Raw genomic sequence first — 18,862 nt, forward strand, 5'->3', positions numbered from 1 at the left:
TTTTTGTATGCAATCTTCGGGGAGGAGGTCGAAAAAATATATTGTAAGTGTTTGAAATATATCTGTTTTCATAATAAAATAAAAGAGTGGAAATACGTATTGGCTTACAAAAATTTTTGTGTATAATGAAGAAGGAGAATGAAGATGATCAAAGTAAATGCAATAGGAGATGCCTGCCCGATACCGGTAGTAAAGACAAAGAAGGCGATTTCGGCAATGACTTCCCCCGAACTTGTCGAGGTCCTTGTGGACAATGAGATCGCGGTCCAAAATGTGACCAAGTTGGCGAAGGAGCTGGGGGCACAGGTCGTGAGCTCGAAGATCAAGGAGGGCGAATACAGGATCTCGATCCAAACGGAGGGAGCAGCGTCCGTCGAGGAGGAAGGCGGCAGCGTCGCACAACGTGGAGATAAGACGGTGGTCGTTTTTGCCTCCGACAGGATGGGAGAAGGAAACGACGAGCTCGGCAAGGTTTTGGTCAAGGGCTTTATCTTTGCATTGACCCAGCTTGACAAGCTGCCCGAGACTCTTCTGTTCTACAACGGAGGAGCGACTTTGACGGCGGAGGGTTCGGATTGTCTGGAGGATCTGCTCAACCTTTCGAAACAGGGAGTACAGATCTTTACCTGCGGGACCTGTTTGAACTATTATAATCTGACGGATCACCTGAAGGTCGGAGAGGTTACGAATATGTATCACATCGTCGAGACGATGGCAAAGGCGGATAAGATCTTAAGACCTTAGTCCGAGGGCCTTGCAGAAAACAAGGGGAGCCTTGTGTCGACGATCTGTAAGGACAAATCATACAAATCAACGGAGGAAGAAATGGAAGATAAGATAAGACTGACTCAAATGAGTAAGACATCGGGATGAGCGGCAAAAGTAGGTCCTGAGACCCTTGCTCAAGTTTTGGGCAAGCTGCCTAAGTTTTATGACGAAAACCTGCTCGTCGGCATAGAGACGTCCGACGATGCGGCAATATACAAGATCACGGATGACATCGCCCTGATACAGACGGTCGATTTCTTCACTCCGATCGTGGATGACCCCTATACCTTCGGTCAGATCGCGGCGGCAAATTCTCTGAGCGATGTCTATGCGATGGGAGGAGAGCCGAAGATCGCACTGAACATCGTCGGGTTTCCGAACTGTCTGCCTCCCGAAGTTTTGGGAGACATTTTGGCAGGCGGTGCGGACAAGGTCAAGGAGGCGGGGGCGGTGCTGGTCGGAGGCCATACCGTTCAGGACGACGAACCCAAGTACGGACTGTGTGTATCGGGGTTTGTTCATCCGCAGATGATCTTTAAGAACTACGGTTGTAAGGTGGGGGATGTACTCGTCCTCACCAAGCAGGTAGGAAGCGGGATTATCAATACCGCCATCAAGGCGGAGATGGCGGAAGAAGAAGTAATCAGCGAAGCGGTGCTTGTGATGAAGACGCTCAACAAGAAGGCGAAGGAGGTGGCGGAGAAGTTCAGTATCAACGCTTGTACGGATGTGACCGGTTTCGGCCTTCTGGGTCACGGTGTCGAGATGGCTTCGGCGAGCAAGGTGAGTTTTGAGCTTTTTCCGGAGGAGATCTCCTATTTGAAGGAGTCGATCGCCTATGCGAGGATGGGGCTGGTCCCTGCCGGTTCGTACAACAACAGAACGCATTTCGGAGGATCGGTCGATACGGGAGAGGTCGAGGAGCATTATATCGATCTGCTCTTCGATCCCCAGACTTCGGGAGGTCTTTTGCTCAGCCTGCCTGAACGGGAGGTACAAGAGATCCTCAAGGCGTTTGAGGAGGCGGAGATGGAGACGAAGGTGTCTGTGATCGGAAGGGTAGTGGAAGAAAAAGACAAGAGTATCTATTTGAGGCGGAGAGAAGAGAATGAATAAGAAAGAGCAGTATCGGATGATACCCAAGACGGATGTCCTGTTGGAGTTGGAAGAGATGTCCGAATTGATACAGAGGTTCGGAAGGGAGTTGGTGCTTGAGCAGATCCATCTTGTTACCGATGAGTTGAGGGACCGTATTCGAGAGGGCGAAGTGATTGAAGGAAGGATAGAAGGTCTTCCTCAAGAGGTCGGAGTAAGGCTTGAGAAGCTGATGAGTCCGAATTTTAAGAAGGTCGTCAATGCGACGGGGACGGTCCTTCATACCAACTTGGGCAGGGCTCCTCTGTCCAAGGTGCATTTGGAGTATATCGCACGGATCGCGGGCGGGTATTCGAACTTGGAGTACGAGTTGGAAGAAGGGGGCAGGGGACACCGCTACTCCCATATAGAATCACTGCTCTGCCGTTTGACGGGAGCGGAGGCGGCAATGGCGGTCAACAACAATGCAGCGGCGGTGATGTTGATTCTGAACACGATGGCACGGGACAAGGAGGTTATCGTGTCCCGCGGAGAGCTTGTCGAGATCGGCGGCAAGTTTCGGGTCCCCGACGTGATGAAGGCGAGCGGTGCAAAGCTCGTCGAGGTGGGTACGACGAACAAGACCCACGACAGCGATTACGAGGAGGCGATCGGCGAGGGGACGGGAGCTATCCTCAAGGTCCATACGAGTAACTTCGAGATGATAGGGTTCACGCAGTCGGTGGAGATCCAAACCCTGTCGGAGCTTGCAAAAAAACACTCCCTCCCCCTTATTCAGGATATCGGGAGCGGAGTCCTGATCGATCTGGAGAAGTACGGTTTGAGGCACGAACCGACGGTGCAGGAGTCCGTGCGTGCCGGTGCGGATGTCGTCTGTTTCAGCGGGGACAAACTTCTCGGAGGACCTCAGGCGGGCATCATCGTCGGCAAGAGGGAGTATATTGAGGAGATGAAGAAGAACCAGCTCACTCGAGCCTTGAGGATCGACAAGTTTACGGCGGCGGCGTTGGAGATTGTGCTCAAGGAGTATCTCTGCGAGGAACATGCGGTCAGGAACATTCCCGTCCTGCGGATGATCCGTATGGGCAAGGAGGAGCTCGAGGAGAGGGCACAACGTCTGAAGGCAAGATTGGACGGTCTCGCTTTGGAGGCGGAGATCGAGGTCGAGCCTTGTTTTTCGCAGGTCGGAGGAGGTTCTCTTCCGGTGGAGAGGTTGGAGAGTTTTGCAGTCACCATCCGTCCGACGAGCTGTTCTACGGCGAGTATGGAAGAGGATCTGAGAAGGCTTGAGGTGCCGATCGTCGTTCGTACAGCCAACGACAAACTTATTTTGGATGTACGGACGATAGAAGAAGAGGAGTTTGTCCATTTCGATCAACTCCGATAGGTGAAAGGATGTGCGAGAGCACATGAAGATAGAAGGAAAGGGTTTTTGGAAGATGAAGAATATGATTATAGGAACGGCGGGACATATCGACCACGGGAAGACAAGTCTTGTCAAGGCTCTGACGGGGAGAAATACCGACCGTTGGGAGGAGGAGCAGCGACGCGGGATCACGATAGATTTGGGCTTTACCTACTTTGACCTCAAGTCGGGAGATCGGGTGGGTATCATCGATGTTCCCGGACATGAGAAGTTCATTGACAACATGGTTGCGGGAGTCGTCGGCATGGACTTGGTCATCCTTGTCATTGCCGCAGACGAGGGGATCATGCCCCAGACGAGGGAACATATGGACATCCTCGGAGAATTGGGAGTGACAAACAGTATCGTTGTCCTCAACAAGTGCGATCTCGTTGACGAAGAATGGCTCGAACTGGTGGAGGAGGAAGTGAAGGAGGAACTCAAGGGGACTTTTTTGGAGAATGCTCCCATCCTCAAAGTATCCGCCCATACGGGAGAGGGGATTGAAGAACTCAAGGAGAAGATCGAGGAATACTCGCAGAAGGAAGAGGTCCAAAAGGAGACGGGCAGCGTGCCCAGACTTCCCATTGACAGAGTTTTTACGATTTCGGGTTTCGGGACCGTTATCACGGGTACCCTCCTGTCAGGCAGGATAAGGAAGGAAGATGTTCTGATGATCTATCCGGAGGGCAAGGAGTGCCGGATCCGAAGCATCCAAGTCCACGGCAGGGATGTGGAGGAGTGTTTTGCAGGACAGCGGGTCGCGATCAACCTTCCCAATATCAAGAAGAATGAGATCAAGCGAGGTTCGATGATCGCACCCAAGGACAATATGAAAAACACGATGATGCTCGATGTCAAGCTGAATGTCCTACCTGCATCCAAGCACATTCTCTACAACAATTCGAGGCTCCACCTCTATATCGGGACCAAGCAGGTGCTGTGCCGGGCGGTCCTTTTGGACAAGGAGGAGGTATGGCCGGCGGAGTCGTCCTATGTGCAGTTTCGTCTGGAAGAGGAGATCGCAGTGAGCAGGGGAGATCGTTTTTTGGTGCGGTTTTATTCCCCTGTCGATACCATTGGAGGCGGGGTGATCCTCGATGCCAATCCGACGAAGAAGAAGAGGTTCCAACAAGAGGTGATTGAGGATCTCAAACGCAAGGAGTCGGGTTCTGCCGGAGATATTATCGAAATGCAGATCAAGTCTCAAAAAGACACGATGGTTTCTTTGACCGAGCTTGCAAGGCGTACGTCGATGTCTCCCGCGGAGATCTCGAAGGAGGTCGAGTCCTTGAAGGAGGACGGTGCGGTGCTTTCGTTTTCGACCGAGAAGGACAGTTATCTGATGCATCACACCAAACACGAGGTTTGCACGCAGAAGATTGTAACGGCGCTCAAGGAGTATCACTCTTGTCATCCCTACCGTTTCGGTATCAACAAGGCTCAGATCCATACGACTTATATGAAGGACGTTGCAAGAAACGTCTTCGATTTGTATGTCGAGCTTTTGGAGGAAGAGGGCTTAATCGGGAGGAGAAACGAATACATTCGTACCGCAGCTTTTGAGGTATCGAAGGATGAAACTTATCGGACGGTGGAAGGCAAGGCGGAAGAGATCTTCAAAAAAGCGAGGTTTGAGTTTGTGAAACTCTCGGAGGTGTCCTTCGGTTCAATTGGAGCGGGAGAGTTGGAGGATATCATCGCGACTTTGATGGAGGAGGGTGTTCTCGTGAAGGTGGCGGACGATACCTTTACCCTGACTTCTCTGATGGACGAAGCAAAGGGCTATGTTCTCGAGAAGCTCGCCGAGGAGAACCTGATTACCATAGCGGAACTTCGGGATTTGCTGGGGACGAACCGCAAAAATGCAAAGCAGGTAATGGAGTATATGGACAGTATCAAGGTGACCAAGAAGGTCGGAGGAGAGAGCGAGAGGGTCGGTTTTTAATCGCTGTGTATGGAAATGCGATGAGGGAGGATACCGATATGCAAGAAGGTCGGAGTCGGTGTTTGGTTATTTCGGGAAACCTTGTATAAACGCAAACGACGGATTTTCACATAAGCTTACAGAATTCAAAATCCTGTCAAGTCAATATTTTCAAGCTTCTTATTATTTGCACAAGAGATGTTATGTCAATGTTTTGGATGATACGGCATTGCTTTGTACAAGAAGGGTTCTGTTTTTAGAAGGAGGCGGACAAATGATATACTTGGATAATGCCGCAACGACATTGGTAAAACCCAAGAGGGTCGTCGATGCTCTGATCGTTGCAATCAATCATATGGGCAATGCCGGAAGAGGAGCGACCGAGGAGGCCATGCAGGCTTCTCGGAGAATCTACGAGGCACGGGAGAAGCTGGCGGACTTCTTCGGGTCGGAGAGTCCTACGAGGATTGCCTTTACTTGTAATTCCACCGAGAGTCTCAACCTTGCGATTAAGGGACTGCTCAAGAGCGGAGATCATGTGATCACGACGGTCATGGAGCACAACTCCGTCCTTCGCCCCCTCTACGAGATGGAGGAGAGGGGCACGGAGCTTTCTTTTGTTCGCTGCGATGAGAAGGGAAGGCCTTACTACGAGGAATTCGAGTCGAATATCAGGGAGAATACCGTAGCGATCGTTTGTACCCACGCATCGAACCTGACAGGCAACGTGGTCGATATCGAGAGAATCGGTCGTCTTTGCAGAGAGAGGGGTCTTCTTTTTATCGTTGATGCCTCGCAGACGGCGGGCTATCTTCCAATCGATGTGCAGAAGATGAAGATCGATGTTCTGTGTTTTACGGGGCATAAGAGTATGCTCGGTCTTCAGGGAACGGGGGGCATCTATGTGAGAGAGGGCGTTGAGCTTAGAGCTCTCAAGACCGGAGGAACGGGGATTCGGACTTATAGCCGAACGCATCCGACTCAGATGCCTACAGTCGCCGAGGCGGGGACCTTGAACGGCCACGGGATCGTCGCTCTCTCCGAGGCGGTGTCCTACCTGAACGAGGAAGGACTTGAAGCGATAGCCGGTAGGGAGAGAGAGCTGATGAGGAGGTTCTACGATGAGGTCTCGAAGATGGAAGGGATGAAGATCTACGGGGATTTTGAGACGGAACTTCGATGCCCCATTGTCGCTTTGAACTTTAAGGACTACGATTCCGCAGAGGTAAGCGATGAGCTGATGAGACGCTATGAGATTTCGACACGCTCCGGCGGTCACTGCGCCCCCCTTATGCACCGGTCTTTGGGCACGGAGGAACAGGGAGCGGTAAGGTTCAGCTTCTCCCACTTCAACACCGAAGAAGAGGTCGATGTGGCAGTCAGAGCCTTGAGAGAACTTGTCAGCGAGGAGGAGTAGGCAGATGCCGCCCGACCCAAAATAAAAGAGTGAACCTATTATCTGCTTGCTGTTGGTATCCATGTCTTTTGTTCTATGGGCGACAATACTGTTTTTTGTTCGAAATGTCGGGCATACAGAATATAGCATTATCGAAAAACAACTTTAGGAAACCCTTCACAAAGGCAAACTCCTGATTTTTTTGTGAGTTTGAAAAATGCAGAAGTTTGTCAAATCAAGGTTTTCAAAAATTTCATCATTCGTATAGCGTTGATTTTATGTTGATTTTTCGAGTTGTGAGGTATCTTCCTTGGATAAGGATGTTTCAAAGCATCCAAGCTGTCAATTTATACTATTATTCATTAGATTTATGGATATCAGCGTTCTGTACTCCACAGAAGATACACAAATTTTCGTTGTCTCAAAATATCTGTAACCGGACTTCTATCGGAGAATAGTATTAAGCAGATAAGAGGAGAAAACAAGTTTTTGTGCTTGTGAGTGTGGATACAGTCACACTTTTATCGAAAAAGAAGAAGATGGTATTTCGTCGTCATAGAATTTGAGGATATAAGAATACAAATAGACGGAGGCGCCGGTATCGGCGGATCGAAGTTCAAGAAACGCAGGAAGAGAACCGGTAGAGAGCAATAGGAGCAGACAGTATGAGGAAAAAAGAATGGAAGCTCATCGTAACCTTTCATACAACGGCGGAAGCGATGGGGATGGAAAAGTATTGCAAACAACATCGAATAGAAGGAAGGTTAATTCCCGTACCGCGAGCGATTTCGTCGGGTTGCGGGCTCTGTTGGTGCACAGAGATCGCTCTGGAAGAGAAGATCAAATCTTCAATCGCGGAGGCGAAGTTGTCGATCCGGGACATCCATCACTGTATGGTATAATACGGTGATTTGAATTATTGACATCGATGTCTTTCGTTCTATGGGGGATAAGTAGATTTTTATGCTTGCGGGAGTGGACAGCACATTTCTATCGGGGAATGGCATAAGGCGTGAATAGCATAAGGCGTGAATAGCATAAGGCGAAAAAGAAAGCTTACATCCTCTTTTGCTATTTCAAGAAAATTCGGTAATTATAGAGTGTTTTCCTAATGTTTTGATTGCAAAGCAGGATCACAAAGTATAAAATTTTTATCTTTTTGTATCGTTATCAAAGCTAAGTCCACGATCTCTTGCAATACATAACAAAGACGATTTTATAAGGGAGAGGGCAAATCCGGGATAAAACGCTTAGACAGCTTGGCACAATAGTGATATAATAGTTTGTATAGAAATCGATGCTATTGTTCTTTAAAGTGTCATCTGATACAGTTGTATTCGGAAATCAGGTGTTTCCAAGGTGCATATCGTTTTGTCGGATGGAACTTTGAAGGATAGTAGTATAAACAAACGGAGGAATATTATGTTAAAAAAGATCAAGATCAACTATGAGCCGGTGGAAATGATGTTGTTCTACTGGGAGAGTGTCGCTTCAAAGGAGAAGGTCGTAGATTCGTACTTTATCGAGGTGGCAAACAAGGACGAGATGCAGGTGTTATACAAGGAAGGCTTTGCTCCGGATTCTGTGAGAAAGGTTCTTTCGGCGATTGTAAACAGGGAGCTTATGAACTCTCCGACGAAGTTGGAGTCGAAGTTTTGGAATGCAAATATGTGGATGCTCGAAGACTTGGGTAATATGAGAAGTATGCTTAAGCCGATCAAACTTTTGAACCTCGATGATCTGATGAAGGAGTTTGCTTCCGAGTCCAAGTATGAGGAACTGGTAGTGAACTTTATTCCCGGAACGGATGAGACCTTCTACAAGGAGGGTAATGTGCTTACCGTCAACTTTTTCCGATTGATGGTCGATGTGGCGGATCCCGAGGTGGTCAAGGTCGAGGGACAGGATTTTAAGGAGTTTATGCTGGAGAAGGCTCGCGAGGTATTAAAGTAAACCGAAACCGGGAGAGAAACTGCGGCATCTATAGAAGCAAAAGGGTTTGACAGAAGCTCTTCCGTTTTGGGGGAACCTGTTAAGCTCTTTTTTTATTGGCTGTCGGCGATATTTTCAAAAGGAAAATAGGACTGTACTGTTATCTGATTGAAGTATCGAGATATCCAATCTACAAATATGAAAAATTTTTTGACGGATAACGTAGTACAAGGCATTGATAGAAATAATTGAAGCCGGCAATTATATCAGAGACGGAAAGACTGATACTATTCTCCAATAGAAGTATGGATATAGCTATTTTTTGACTACGAAAAATTGTTCTATCTTCTATTGTTCACAGATCGTTTATATCCACAACTCAAAAGAATAATAGTATGAGAAGGATTATGTTTATATAAGAGAACCTGCAAGGCTTAGGAGGGGAGAAGATGTTTTCGATCTTGGTTGTAGAGGACGACAGGGGTGCGCGTAAGTTAATGGAAAAGGTACTTTCGCAAAACGGGTTTGAGCCTATCGTCGCAGACAGTGCGGAGAAGGCGCTGGAGATGATGGAGCTGTATCATGTGGATTTGATTATTCTCGATATTTTGCTTCCCGGGATTGACGGTTACTCGTTCGCCGGGTTGATTCGGGAAAGCGGTTTTGACATTCCCATTTTGATGGTGACGGCATTGGAGGATATCGAGGACAAGAAGAAGGGATTTCGTCAAGGAACGGACGATTATATGGTAAAGCCTGTTGATTACGAGGAGCTGCTCCTTAGAGTCCACGCTCTTCTCAGGCGGTATAAGATTGCCGGTGAAAGACAGCTGAGGGTGGGAAGTACGGTGTTTAATTATGACGGTTTTTCGGTGGAGTACGAAGGAAGGATACAGACCCTTCCGCAAAAGGAGTTTTTGATCATCTATAAGCTGCTTTCTTATCCCAATCGAATTTTCACAAGGATGCAGATCATGGATGAGGTGTGGGGATTTGACAACGATACGGATATGCACAGTGTCGATGTCCATATCAATCGTTTGAGAAACCGTTTCAACGATAATAAGGATTTTGAGATCGTAACGATTCGAGGATTGGGTTACAAGGTGATGATTCGTGAAAAAGTTTGATAAAAAGATGAGGACGATCGGAGTTCAAAGATTGAGTTTGAAGATGGTGGGCAGATTTCTTACCTTGCGTTTTTTGCTCGTGTTTTTCATTGTTTTGATTCTGGGGATGTCAGGGCTTTTGACTTATCTCATTTTTTCCGTTTTAAATCGTTTCAGTAACTATGATATATTTGGGAACAGAGCGATGTTTTCGGTTGTAATCACTCTGGGTGCAAGCCTGTTGTTGGCGACGGTCATGGCATTTTTTTTGAGTTTTTGGCTTCTTCGTCCGATGGATGCGCTGATTGAGGCAACAAGAGAGGTAATTGACGGGAATTTTGAGGTTCGAATATCCACGAAAGGTTGTTACAGCGAGGTCAAGACTTTGGTACTTTCCTTTAATAATATGATATCGGAGCTTTCAAGTATTGAAATACTGCGTAAAAACTTTATCAATAATTTTTCTCATGAGTTCAAGACGCCGATTATTTCGATAAAGGGGTTTGCAGAACAGTTGATGAGGGAGGATTTGTCACCGGAAGAAAGGAGGGAGTACCAAAGTTATATTGTTTCCGAGTCGGAAAAACTCGCGAAACTTTCAACAAATATTCTTCTGCTTTCCAAACTGGAATCTCAAGAAATCGTAGGAGAGAAATCACGGTATTTTTTGGACGAACAGATAAGGAATTGTCTGCTGACGATGCAGATGGAATGGGAAGAAAAGAAGATCGAGCCCGTTTTGAGAATGGAACCGGTTCTGTTTTACGGGAATCGGGAGATGGTTGCTCTGTTGTGGAACAACCTGATTTCCAATGCCATTAAATTCAATAGGGAAGGAGGATCGCTTACGATTTCGTGTTTCAGAGAGGGAGATACTGTAAAGGTTTCCATATCGGATGAAGGAAGGGGTATGGATGAGCAGATGGTGGACAGGATTTTTGACAAACTGTATCAGGCCGATGGCACAAAACTCCTTGAGGGGAACGGGTTAGGTCTTCCTATTGCAAAAAGGATAGTCGAACTCTGCGGAGGAAGGATCGAAGTGTGCAGCAGTGATTTAGGGACTACGTTTTCGGTCATGTTTCCCTTTAGAAAATAACTACAATTGCGAAAAACTTGCTTTTTGTTGAGGTTGAGTTTATCTTTGCATGATAGGATGAAGATGAAAAAGCACTTAATACTATTATTCCTTTGAATAATGGATATCAACGATTTGCACTCCATAGAAGAGAAAACGAATTTTCGTGGTTGCAAAACAGATATAGCCATACTTCTATCGAAGAATAGTATAAACAACAAAAAGGAGGAGAGAGCCGTGACGAGATTGAACAGAACGCTGAAGGAGAGTTTGCAGACAGCAGGGTTAAAACAAATGATTTCTTATATGGACAAGGATCCGGAAGAGAATATTCCCAAGTTATTGAGATGGGCGGAACGTTCGGGGCTGCTTGAGAATCAGATCGCTCCGGTAAAAAAGGCGTTGTCCGACAAAAACAGTGTGTGGTATCGATATGTGATGAGTTTGTATTCGGACATTGATAAGGATGTCAGAAGGGCTACTTTTGAGAATTTTTTGGTCAATGCCACAATGATCGGTTGTGCACGCCAGAGCAAACATTCACAGGAATACAATTGTAATATCCCGTGGGCCATCCTTCTTGATCCTACATCGGCATGTAATCTCAAATGTGTGGGATGCTGGGCGTCGGAATACGGGAATAAGTTGAATTTAAGTTTTGAAGAGCTGGACGATATTGTAAGACAGGGAAAAGAACTGGGAACATTTATGTATATTTTTTCGGGTGGAGAACCTTTGGTTCGAAAAAAAGATATTATCCGTCTTTGTGAAACTCATTCGGATTGTCAATTCTTGGCGTTTACAAACGGTACCTTGATTGACGAAGCTTTTGCGGACGAAATGCTTCGAGTTAAGAATTTCGTGCCTGCAATCAGTGTGGAGGGATTTGAAGAGGCAACCGATGCCAGAAGGGGAAGGGGGACTTATCAAGCTTTGGTAAGAGGAATGAAAATTCTGAGAGAGAAGAAGCTGCCTTTTGGAATTTCGTGTTGTTATACACGTTATAATACTGAGGTGATAGGCAGTGATGAGTTTTTTGATGAGATGATCAATATGGGAGCAAAGTTCGCTTGGCTGTTTACCTATATGCCGATCGGGAAAGATGCCCCGACGGATTTGATTGCCACTGCACAACAGAGGGAGTATATGTACCATACCGTCCGAAGTTTCCGAAAGACAAAGCCGATTTTTACAATGGACTTTTGGAATGACGGAGAGTTTGTCGACGGATGTATTGCCGGGGGAAGATGTTATCTGCATATCAATGCAAATGGGGATATTGAACCTTGTGCCTTTATTCACTATTCAGATTCCAATATCAGAGAAAAAACCTTGTTGGAGGCATATCGTTCTCCCTTGTTCATGGCATATCGCAACAATCAGCCCTTCAATGAGAATATGTTAAGACCGTGTCCTCTCCTGGATAATCCCGGAAAGTTGGCGATGATGGTCCATGAGTCAGGAGCGAAGTCTACAGATGTCATAGAGCCGGAAGATGTCGACGAGTTGAGTGCAAAGACAAAACAGGCTGCAGAAAAATGGGCTCCGATTGCAGACAGCCTCTGGAGCTGTTCGGGAAAATGTGAACAGTGTTTTCAAAACAAAAAAGAAGCATAGAAAGAAACTTTGTGTTTGCAACTTATCTTGACAGAAACTCGGCAGCATATAGCAAAAAAGGGGTTGTGTACTCCTGTGAGAGTGTTACGGATGGCATATACAAGTCTTGTCTTATCACATCACTTTTTTAAAAACTGCTGATCGCACATTGCAAGGTTGTCTGTATGAGTGTTTTTTGATATAGGATTTGAGTATGAGGTTGAACATGAAGAACGGTAATTCCTTGTCCTAAAGAGTAAGCGTGATTGTGATTGCTTGACAAGGAGGAGGCATACAGGAGAAGGAAGAACACAGAAAAGTTACACGAGTTTGTTAATCTGATTCAAACGAGTAATACTATTATTCTTTTGAGTTATGGACATAAATGATCTGTGACCCATGGAAGATAAACCGACTTTTCGTGATTTGAAAAACAGATATATCCATACTTCTATTGAAAAATGGTATTAGTGTTAAAAAGGACGGCAGCTGCCGTCCTTTTTAGCGTTTTTTGTAAGAGGGATTTTATCGCAGGAGATTTTGTAACAGACAGATCAAATAAGGTTGCTCTTGCGATATTGCTCCTTCATCTTCCATATAGATGCTTGTTTTATCTTTTTTGCGTAGGAGTAGGAGATTTCCATACGCTTACATACGAGTTTCAGACTTTGTTTCTCCAGGATATGCTCGGTTACCAGTTGTCTTTCCCTAGGACTTAAGACGGATAGAAGGTCATTGAGGTTCTCTTGTTGATCTCTCTGTTCTACGGAAGGGTCATGTATGTTTTCCAGCACTTCCCGTTCGATCATGCAGAGTCTATCGGAATCTCTTCCTTCCCGTCTTCTAAGTGAGAAGTAATGACAGGATATCATTCGGTTGAGATAACCCAGAACGGGGACTTCGGTCCTTTGCACGTCATAGGTCTGCATTCTTTCGATCAGTTCCAAGTAACCGCTTTGCATAAGGTCTTCATTGATATATCCGAAGTAGTGCCGACATCGTCGTATCAACATCGGACGAAGCCGGTTAAGAATCTCTGCCAGGGCGGAGTCTTCATCGTAGTCATCCGTCAAGGGCTCGTCGGTGGGAAGTTCGGAATTTGACGACCTCTTATGATGAATGTACTCCATGATCATTGCATTTACTTCGATTGAATTTTTCATAACGCCTCCTCTCTCTGCCTGCCAAAAAAAGAACATATGTTCGTTTTTCTTATTATAATATATACCTTGGTTTTTTAAAAGGGATACTATTATTTTTTACAGTTATGGAACAAAGGGTTTTTCATTGCTTATATTTATATTATTCTCCGTTTAAAATATCAGGTGTATATTTGAGTGAAACATATAAATCAGCTGTTTGAGCCTTAGCAGTTCCGATGTTATGGTTCACGACTCGGTTTTCGGCTCCAAAAACGTCCTCGTTCCGTTTGCACTTTCATTTACTATAAATTCTGTTTTATCTCTGTACCTCCCATACACTTGACATTTTAATTGGGTTTTATACTATTCTTCGATAGAAGTATAGTTATATTTATTTTGCAACCACGAAAATTCGTGTTCTCTTCTATGGAGTGCAAATCGTTGATATCCATTATTCAAAGGAATAGTAGTATTAGTATTACTTTCTCAAAACATAGTAGCCCTTTTTCCTCCTCGGTGCATATATATGGGCGAAAGGAGGTGAGAGAGATGGCAAATGCGATCAACAAGACGAGTGCCCTCAAGCTTGTGTATCAGCTTCCTACGGGAGAAGAGGGAAAGACGGTTCGCAGAACCAAGACGTACAACTCGCTAAGAGCGGGACTGGAGGAGAATACGGTCTATGACTTGGGTCAGAAGATCCTGAAACTTCAAATCCACGCCGGAACGGTCCAGAAGGCTGACTCCTGCGAACTGGTAGGAGAGTAGGAGTAACACATTTTTTGAAAGGAGGTGAGAACTATGGTAGAGACGCTGTCCATCGTATTTAAGAAGGATGACGGGAAGAGTTTTTCTCTCTCCGTACCCTATCCGAAAAAACCTGTTGTACAGGAAGATATCAAAGCGTTGGTGCAGTATGTGATTGCACAGAACGTATTTGTGTTCAAGGACGGGTCCAAGGTAACGGGACTTAAGGAGGTGTCGCTTCTGACCAAGAGCGAGGAAGCGGTTGCGGTAACCATGGATTAGTAGGAAGAAGAGGGTTCGCTTGCTTCGGTAAGCGGACCCGATTTCTTATAGAGAGGAGAAGAGTTATGGAAGAGGTATTGATTCAAGTGTCGAATTACGGGTTTCCCATTGTCGTGAGTTTCTATCTCCTGATGCGTTTTGAAAAGAAGATGGACAAGTTGACCGAGAGCATTATACTTTTGTCGGCAAAACTGGACAAGATGGAACAGGGAAGAAGCAAAGAGGAGTGATATCGGTTCTTTTTAAGCTTGAGGATGATAGAATCGGATTGTATCCCGGTATCTATGAAAATCGACAGGTTGAACACTCTGAACTATGTTTCTCCAAATTGTTTTTCGTCAATACTTATGTTTTATACCCGAAATTTCAAACAGAGAATGGTATTACGTTCTAGCCGGTATTTTTGGAGGAGCCGTCGTTTGAATGAATATGGAATTTTAATGGAAATGTATCAAGGGGGATGAAGATGAGGTTGATCAGACCGAAGATTGTGTTTCGAAACTCTCTTTTGTTGTTGCAAAAGGAAAAGGTAAGGTATATCGTGATTCACCATGCACAGGCGGAGCGTGCTACATGGGAGGACATCCATCAATGGCATCTCAAGAGAGGCTGGGCGGGTGCGGGATATCATGAGTACATTACCAAAAACGGAGATGTGTTCATACTTAGGGGGAAATGGCAGGGAGTTCATGCCAAGGGATATAACAAGGTAAGCTATGGGATCTGTCTGGAAGGCAACTACCATAAAGAGAAGGAATTGTGCGTTCTTCAGATGAAGTCCTTGATGATAAGGATCCTTGTGAAGAGGGCGGAATTTCCTTCGGCGAAGGTGGTGCTTCACAGACAGCTGTGTGATACGGATTGTCCTGGACAATTTTTTCCAAGGTTAAAGTATTGATGAGAAGGGAGTGGCAGAAAATGAGAAGGGTCTCATTTTTCGGCACTCCTTTTTTTGAAGAGATGATTTTTCGATTGAAATTTTTTTCCGATTGCTGTAAAATAAAAATCGGGTTCAAACAAAACAGGGGAGCTTTGATGCTGAGAGGGAACGTTGTTCCGACCCTTTAGCTGATCCGGATAATGCCGGCGTAGTGAGTCTTTGACCGATATCCAAGTACGGGTTTGCTCAACTTCCTTTGAAGAAGGGGGAGGTGTTCAGACAGGTTGTGTCGTTGTCTTGGATCTATTGATCGCTACATGGCTTTCCATGTAGTTTTTTTGTGCCGTTCCTTAATATCAATCAGTATCAACAGGAGGAAGAAAAATGCAAAGTATCAAGGTACGTTCTATGGTGGAAGCCGGAGTTATGATCGCTTTGGCTACTGTGTTGAGTTACATTAAGGTCTTTGAGATGCCGCAAGGAGGTTCGATCACAGCGGTGAGTATGTTGCCCATCCTTCTCTATGCAACGAGATGGGGGATCAAAAAGGGGCTTCTTACTTCCTTTGTTTATGGTATCCTTCAATTTCTTTTGCAGGGAGGGGTTTCCATCCACATCGGTTCGATTTTTCTGGACTATATCTTTGCCTTCGGAGCACTCGGTCTTGCAGGGTTCTTCTATGGAAGCAGAGAGAAGGCGATGGTGGGAGCGTTGATCGGTATGGTCTCAAGGTATGTAATTCTTGTTATCTCCGGAGTGGTGCTTTGGTATATGTATGCTCCGGAGGGAATGAGCTCTTTGAAGTATTCGCTCTTCTACAATGCGAGTTATATGGTACCGGAAGGACTTATTACCCTTGTTGTACTCTGGTTTATGTACCCTCAGGTAAAAAAAATCTTTCCTGCGGAGGTTCGAGGACAACACTGAGATTGTAGCAAAACCCGTATAGAGAACTGTTTTCAGTTTCATCAAAAGGAAAAAACGCAGGCGAAACCCGATGGGAGGACCTGCGTTTTTTGTTTGGGACCCTATATGTCGTTTATTTATGGTATACTTATGGTATTTATAAGGCAATACCGTATAATTCGAAAAAATCAGCATAAAATCACCTTTGTATGCAGGACGATATTCTTGAAACTGTTGATATGACAAATCTTTGTGTTTTATCAAATCGAAGAAAAATTGGGAATTTGCCTTTGTATGGTGTTTTCATAAGAATTTTTAGGAGAGGAAATACGATGGATATTTTTGAAATGAAGGTTGAAGAGGTAGAGCAGGTACTGCCTCTATACATCGATTATTACAACAATTATGAGGGCTCGTGCTGGACAGATGAAACTGCGGGCAGGAGGATCAGGCAGGTGTTGAGGATGGATGATTCTTATGCCCTGATCATGAAAGACGATGAGACTCCCGTGGGTTTTGTAATGGGCTATTTTAAACAATATGACGATATCGTCGGTTACACTCTGGAGGAGATCATTATTTCATCCTCGTACCGGCAAAAAGGTTTGGGAACGGTTTTGCTGAAGGAACTTGAAGACAGGGTCAGGGAGAGAGGAGCTTCCTGTATAGAGTTGGAGGCTGTCAATGATGAGATGCATCACAAGTATTACGCCAAGGCGGGGTTCTTGAATGCCGATAATTTTGTTATGAAAGTAAAGTGGTTCGATTAGGGGAGTTTTGTTATAAGGACACTCAAACTTCATTAAAATATCGGCTATAGGAAACAATGTCAATGAATCAGGTGTTGAGAGATCGGTTTTTAAATGGAGAGAAAGAGGAGGGAGAAAGATGGATAAAAATGAAGTCTACGCCTACTTAAACGAGAAGGAGATCAAGTATGAAGTTACCGAGCACAAGGCGGTATATACCATGGAAGAACTTCGTGAGGTCGAATTGCCCTATCCCGAGGCGGATGCCAAGAACGTTTTTGTGCGGGACGATAAAAAGAAGAACTACTATCTTATCACTCTAAAGGCCGACAAGAGGGTAGATCTGAAACGTTTCAGGCAGGAGTATAAGACTCGTCCCCTGTCCTTTGTCTCTGAGAAGGATCTGAGGAAGATTATAGATCTGATCCCGGGAGCGTTCGGCCCTTTGGGAGTGTTGAGCGATGAGGAATGCAGGGTGGAGTGTTTTATCGATGAAGAGTTTGTACAGGGAGGAAGAATAGGGGTTCATCCCAATGACAATACCGCAACCGTTTGGTTAAAGACCGAGGACTTGATAAAGCTTATAGAGGAGCATGGAAACAAGGTCCGTATTGTGAGATTTTGAGAAAGGTTTTTCGATATCGGTAGAGGAGAACTTGAGTTTGTAAAAAAGAGGTTCTGCATCTGAACAGGGATGAGAACAAGTCTTTTTGGAGGTATTCTTTCTATGAATATAGAGTTTCGATCGGATTGTACGGCTGTTAGGACAATACCGCATAATCCGAAAAGTCACCACAAAACCGGTCGTATTATGAGGAATGGAATTGTCGAAAATTCTGCTATGACAAACTTTTGTGATTTATAAATTTAAAAGAGAATCGGGGTTTACCTTTGTGCGGGGTATCCTTAGGGATGAAAAGACTCGAAAGGAGTTGTAAGAGATGGATAAGAAGAAACTGTCTTATGTGGCGATCATGGTGTTGGGACTGATCTTTTTGATTGCGAGTATAGAAGCGAGGCTCACAGGAGAATCCGTCTATGCGAGGCTCTATCTGGTCTCCTGTGTCCTGATCGTCTTTTGGAATTTTCGCCGTTATCATAAGGAGGGATGACAAATCATCGACAGTTCGATCGTCGGCAATAGGGACTGCGTACAAGATCGGAAGAAAATAAGATGACAAACAGGAGGTGTGAGCGAAGGGGTCGTTTTATTGTTAAACTCAAACTTCGCACATAGATTATCCTGCAAACATATTGAAACGTCGATATCCGCCTCCTCTCAGTTATCGAAATTCTGTCGCGGTATCGGCTCAAAAAACGATTGGATAAACGCAGGCAGAGCATCTATAAACGTATGCAACAATTCTTCCGTATGTTCTTCACAAAACTCATGTAGAGACTTCGGTTAGAAAAGGTAAGCAGGAACAGATATTCAAACATCGAGAGAACAGGTGTCTATATATCACTCCTGTTCAGTTAATGTTATGCAACCCATCTTACTCTATCCGATGTCGAAGTTGTTGGAGACGGACTCACTCGAGTTTGTTTCAAAGGACGGCGTTGTGGTGCGAGTGTACTGTTTGGACTTATGTCGGATCGAAGAGAGTTTGAGGAGGTTGGAGGAGAGGATAGAAAAAGATATCGGATCATAAAAAAACTCCTGATCCTTTCGAGTGTGTTCTCTGAGGATCAGGAGTTTTTATTGTACCGAGGTCGCTCCGTTTGAAACATAGGATCATTCAAATTGTTTTTCAGTAATTATCTATTCTTACCTCCGACATTTCCTGAGTTTCTGAGTTAAATGAGAAAAAACAAGCAAAAAAAGTTGGAATTTCAAACAAAATTTCAAC

The 18,862-nt window shown here is 45.1% G+C and carries 19 protein-coding genes and 1 riboswitch; of the genes, 18 read left to right on the forward strand and 1 reads right to left on the reverse strand.

The window, feature by feature from the left end; all coding sequences use genetic code 11:
- Positions 1-144: 144 nt before the first annotated feature.
- The 10 genes from yedF to ACFO4R_RS06745 all read left to right on the forward strand — a co-directional run bounded on the left by yedF (position 145) and on the right by ACFO4R_RS06745 (position 12,327).
- Positions 145-744: a sulfurtransferase-like selenium metabolism protein YedF gene (gene yedF / locus ACFO4R_RS06700; protein WP_379788290.1), complete on the forward strand. Its 600-nt coding sequence runs from the start codon at positions 145-147 to the stop codon at positions 742-744.
- 108 nt (positions 745-852) lie between these two features.
- Positions 853-1,884, forward strand: coding sequence for a selenide, water dikinase SelD (selD, locus tag ACFO4R_RS06705; RefSeq protein ID WP_379788312.1), 1,032 nt, complete (start codon positions 853-855; stop codon positions 1,882-1,884).
- Complete coding sequence (selA, locus tag ACFO4R_RS06710; protein ID WP_379788291.1) at positions 1,877-3,250, forward strand: L-seryl-tRNA(Sec) selenium transferase; 1,374 nt, start codon at positions 1,877-1,879, stop codon at positions 3,248-3,250. Before selD ends, selA begins: the two co-directional genes overlap by 8 nt.
- 22 nt (positions 3,251-3,272) lie before the next feature.
- A complete protein-coding gene (selB, locus tag ACFO4R_RS06715; RefSeq protein WP_379788292.1) occupies positions 3,273-5,216 on the forward strand; it encodes a selenocysteine-specific translation elongation factor in 1,944 nt (647 codons plus the stop codon).
- A gap of 253 nt (positions 5,217-5,469) precedes the next feature.
- A complete protein-coding gene (locus ACFO4R_RS06720) occupies positions 5,470-6,612 on the forward strand; it encodes an aminotransferase class V-fold PLP-dependent enzyme (RefSeq protein ID WP_379788293.1) in 1,143 nt (380 codons plus the stop codon).
- Between the two features lie 644 nt (positions 6,613-7,256).
- A complete protein-coding gene (locus ACFO4R_RS06725; RefSeq protein ID WP_379788294.1) occupies positions 7,257-7,493 on the forward strand; it encodes a putative Se/S carrier protein in 237 nt (78 codons plus the stop codon).
- Between the two features lie 520 nt (positions 7,494-8,013).
- Positions 8,014-8,544, forward strand: coding sequence for a TDE2712 family protein (locus ACFO4R_RS06730; RefSeq protein WP_379788295.1), 531 nt, complete (start codon positions 8,014-8,016; stop codon positions 8,542-8,544).
- Positions 8,545-8,972: 428 nt separating this feature from the next.
- Complete coding sequence (locus ACFO4R_RS06735) at positions 8,973-9,653, forward strand: response regulator transcription factor (RefSeq protein ID WP_379788296.1); 681 nt, start codon at positions 8,973-8,975, stop codon at positions 9,651-9,653.
- Positions 9,640-10,731 (forward strand): HAMP domain-containing sensor histidine kinase, encoded by a 1,092-nt coding sequence (locus tag ACFO4R_RS06740; protein ID WP_379788297.1) that lies wholly within the window; start codon positions 9,640-9,642, stop codon positions 10,729-10,731. Before ACFO4R_RS06735 ends, ACFO4R_RS06740 begins: the two co-directional genes overlap by 14 nt.
- A 216-nt stretch (positions 10,732-10,947) precedes the next feature.
- Complete coding sequence (locus ACFO4R_RS06745; protein WP_379788298.1) at positions 10,948-12,327, forward strand: radical SAM/SPASM domain-containing protein; 1,380 nt, start codon at positions 10,948-10,950, stop codon at positions 12,325-12,327.
- 533 nt (positions 12,328-12,860) lie between these two features.
- On the opposite strand, the gene ACFO4R_RS06750 is transcribed toward ACFO4R_RS06745, so the two are convergent.
- Positions 12,861-13,469 carry a sigma-70 family RNA polymerase sigma factor gene (locus ACFO4R_RS06750; protein ID WP_379788299.1) on the reverse strand — a complete coding sequence of 203 codons (609 nt, stop codon included), beginning with the start codon at positions 13,467-13,469 and terminating at the stop codon, positions 12,861-12,863.
- A gap of 528 nt (positions 13,470-13,997) precedes the next feature.
- Here ACFO4R_RS06750 and ACFO4R_RS06755 point away from each other — a divergent pair.
- From ACFO4R_RS06755 to ACFO4R_RS06790, 8 genes are all read left to right on the forward strand, one after another.
- Positions 13,998-14,216 (forward strand): DUF1659 domain-containing protein, encoded by a 219-nt coding sequence (locus ACFO4R_RS06755; protein WP_379788300.1) that lies wholly within the window; start codon positions 13,998-14,000, stop codon positions 14,214-14,216.
- Positions 14,217-14,249: 33 nt separating this feature from the next.
- Entirely contained in the window at positions 14,250-14,477 is a 228-nt protein-coding gene (locus ACFO4R_RS06760) for a DUF2922 domain-containing protein (RefSeq protein ID WP_379788301.1), read from the forward strand.
- A gap of 65 nt (positions 14,478-14,542) precedes the next feature.
- Entirely contained in the window at positions 14,543-14,707 is a 165-nt protein-coding gene (locus ACFO4R_RS06765) for a YvrJ family protein (RefSeq protein WP_379788302.1), read from the forward strand.
- A 236-nt stretch (positions 14,708-14,943) separates the two neighbouring features.
- Positions 14,944-15,375 carry an N-acetylmuramoyl-L-alanine amidase gene (locus ACFO4R_RS06770; RefSeq protein WP_379788303.1) on the forward strand — a complete coding sequence of 144 codons (432 nt, stop codon included), beginning with the start codon at positions 14,944-14,946 and terminating at the stop codon, positions 15,373-15,375.
- Positions 15,376-15,490: 115 nt separating this feature from the next.
- Positions 15,491-15,589: riboswitch (TPP riboswitch) on the forward strand.
- A 152-nt stretch (positions 15,590-15,741) separates the two neighbouring features.
- Complete coding sequence (thiT, locus tag ACFO4R_RS06775; protein ID WP_379788304.1) at positions 15,742-16,284, forward strand: energy-coupled thiamine transporter ThiT; 543 nt, start codon at positions 15,742-15,744, stop codon at positions 16,282-16,284.
- Between the two features lie 311 nt (positions 16,285-16,595).
- Positions 16,596-17,033 (forward strand): GNAT family N-acetyltransferase, encoded by a 438-nt coding sequence (locus ACFO4R_RS06780; RefSeq protein ID WP_379788306.1) that lies wholly within the window; start codon positions 16,596-16,598, stop codon positions 17,031-17,033.
- A gap of 118 nt (positions 17,034-17,151) precedes the next feature.
- A complete protein-coding gene (locus tag ACFO4R_RS06785) occupies positions 17,152-17,637 on the forward strand; it encodes a prolyl-tRNA synthetase associated domain-containing protein (protein WP_379788307.1) in 486 nt (161 codons plus the stop codon).
- Positions 17,638-17,953: 316 nt separating this feature from the next.
- Entirely contained in the window at positions 17,954-18,124 is a 171-nt protein-coding gene (locus ACFO4R_RS06790; RefSeq protein WP_379788309.1) for a hypothetical protein, read from the forward strand.
- Positions 18,125-18,862: the final 738 nt, after the last annotated feature.

Source organism: Filifactor villosus (genome assembly GCF_042652965.1).
Classification (GTDB): Bacteria; Bacillota; Clostridia; order Peptostreptococcales; family Filifactoraceae; genus Filifactor; species Filifactor villosus.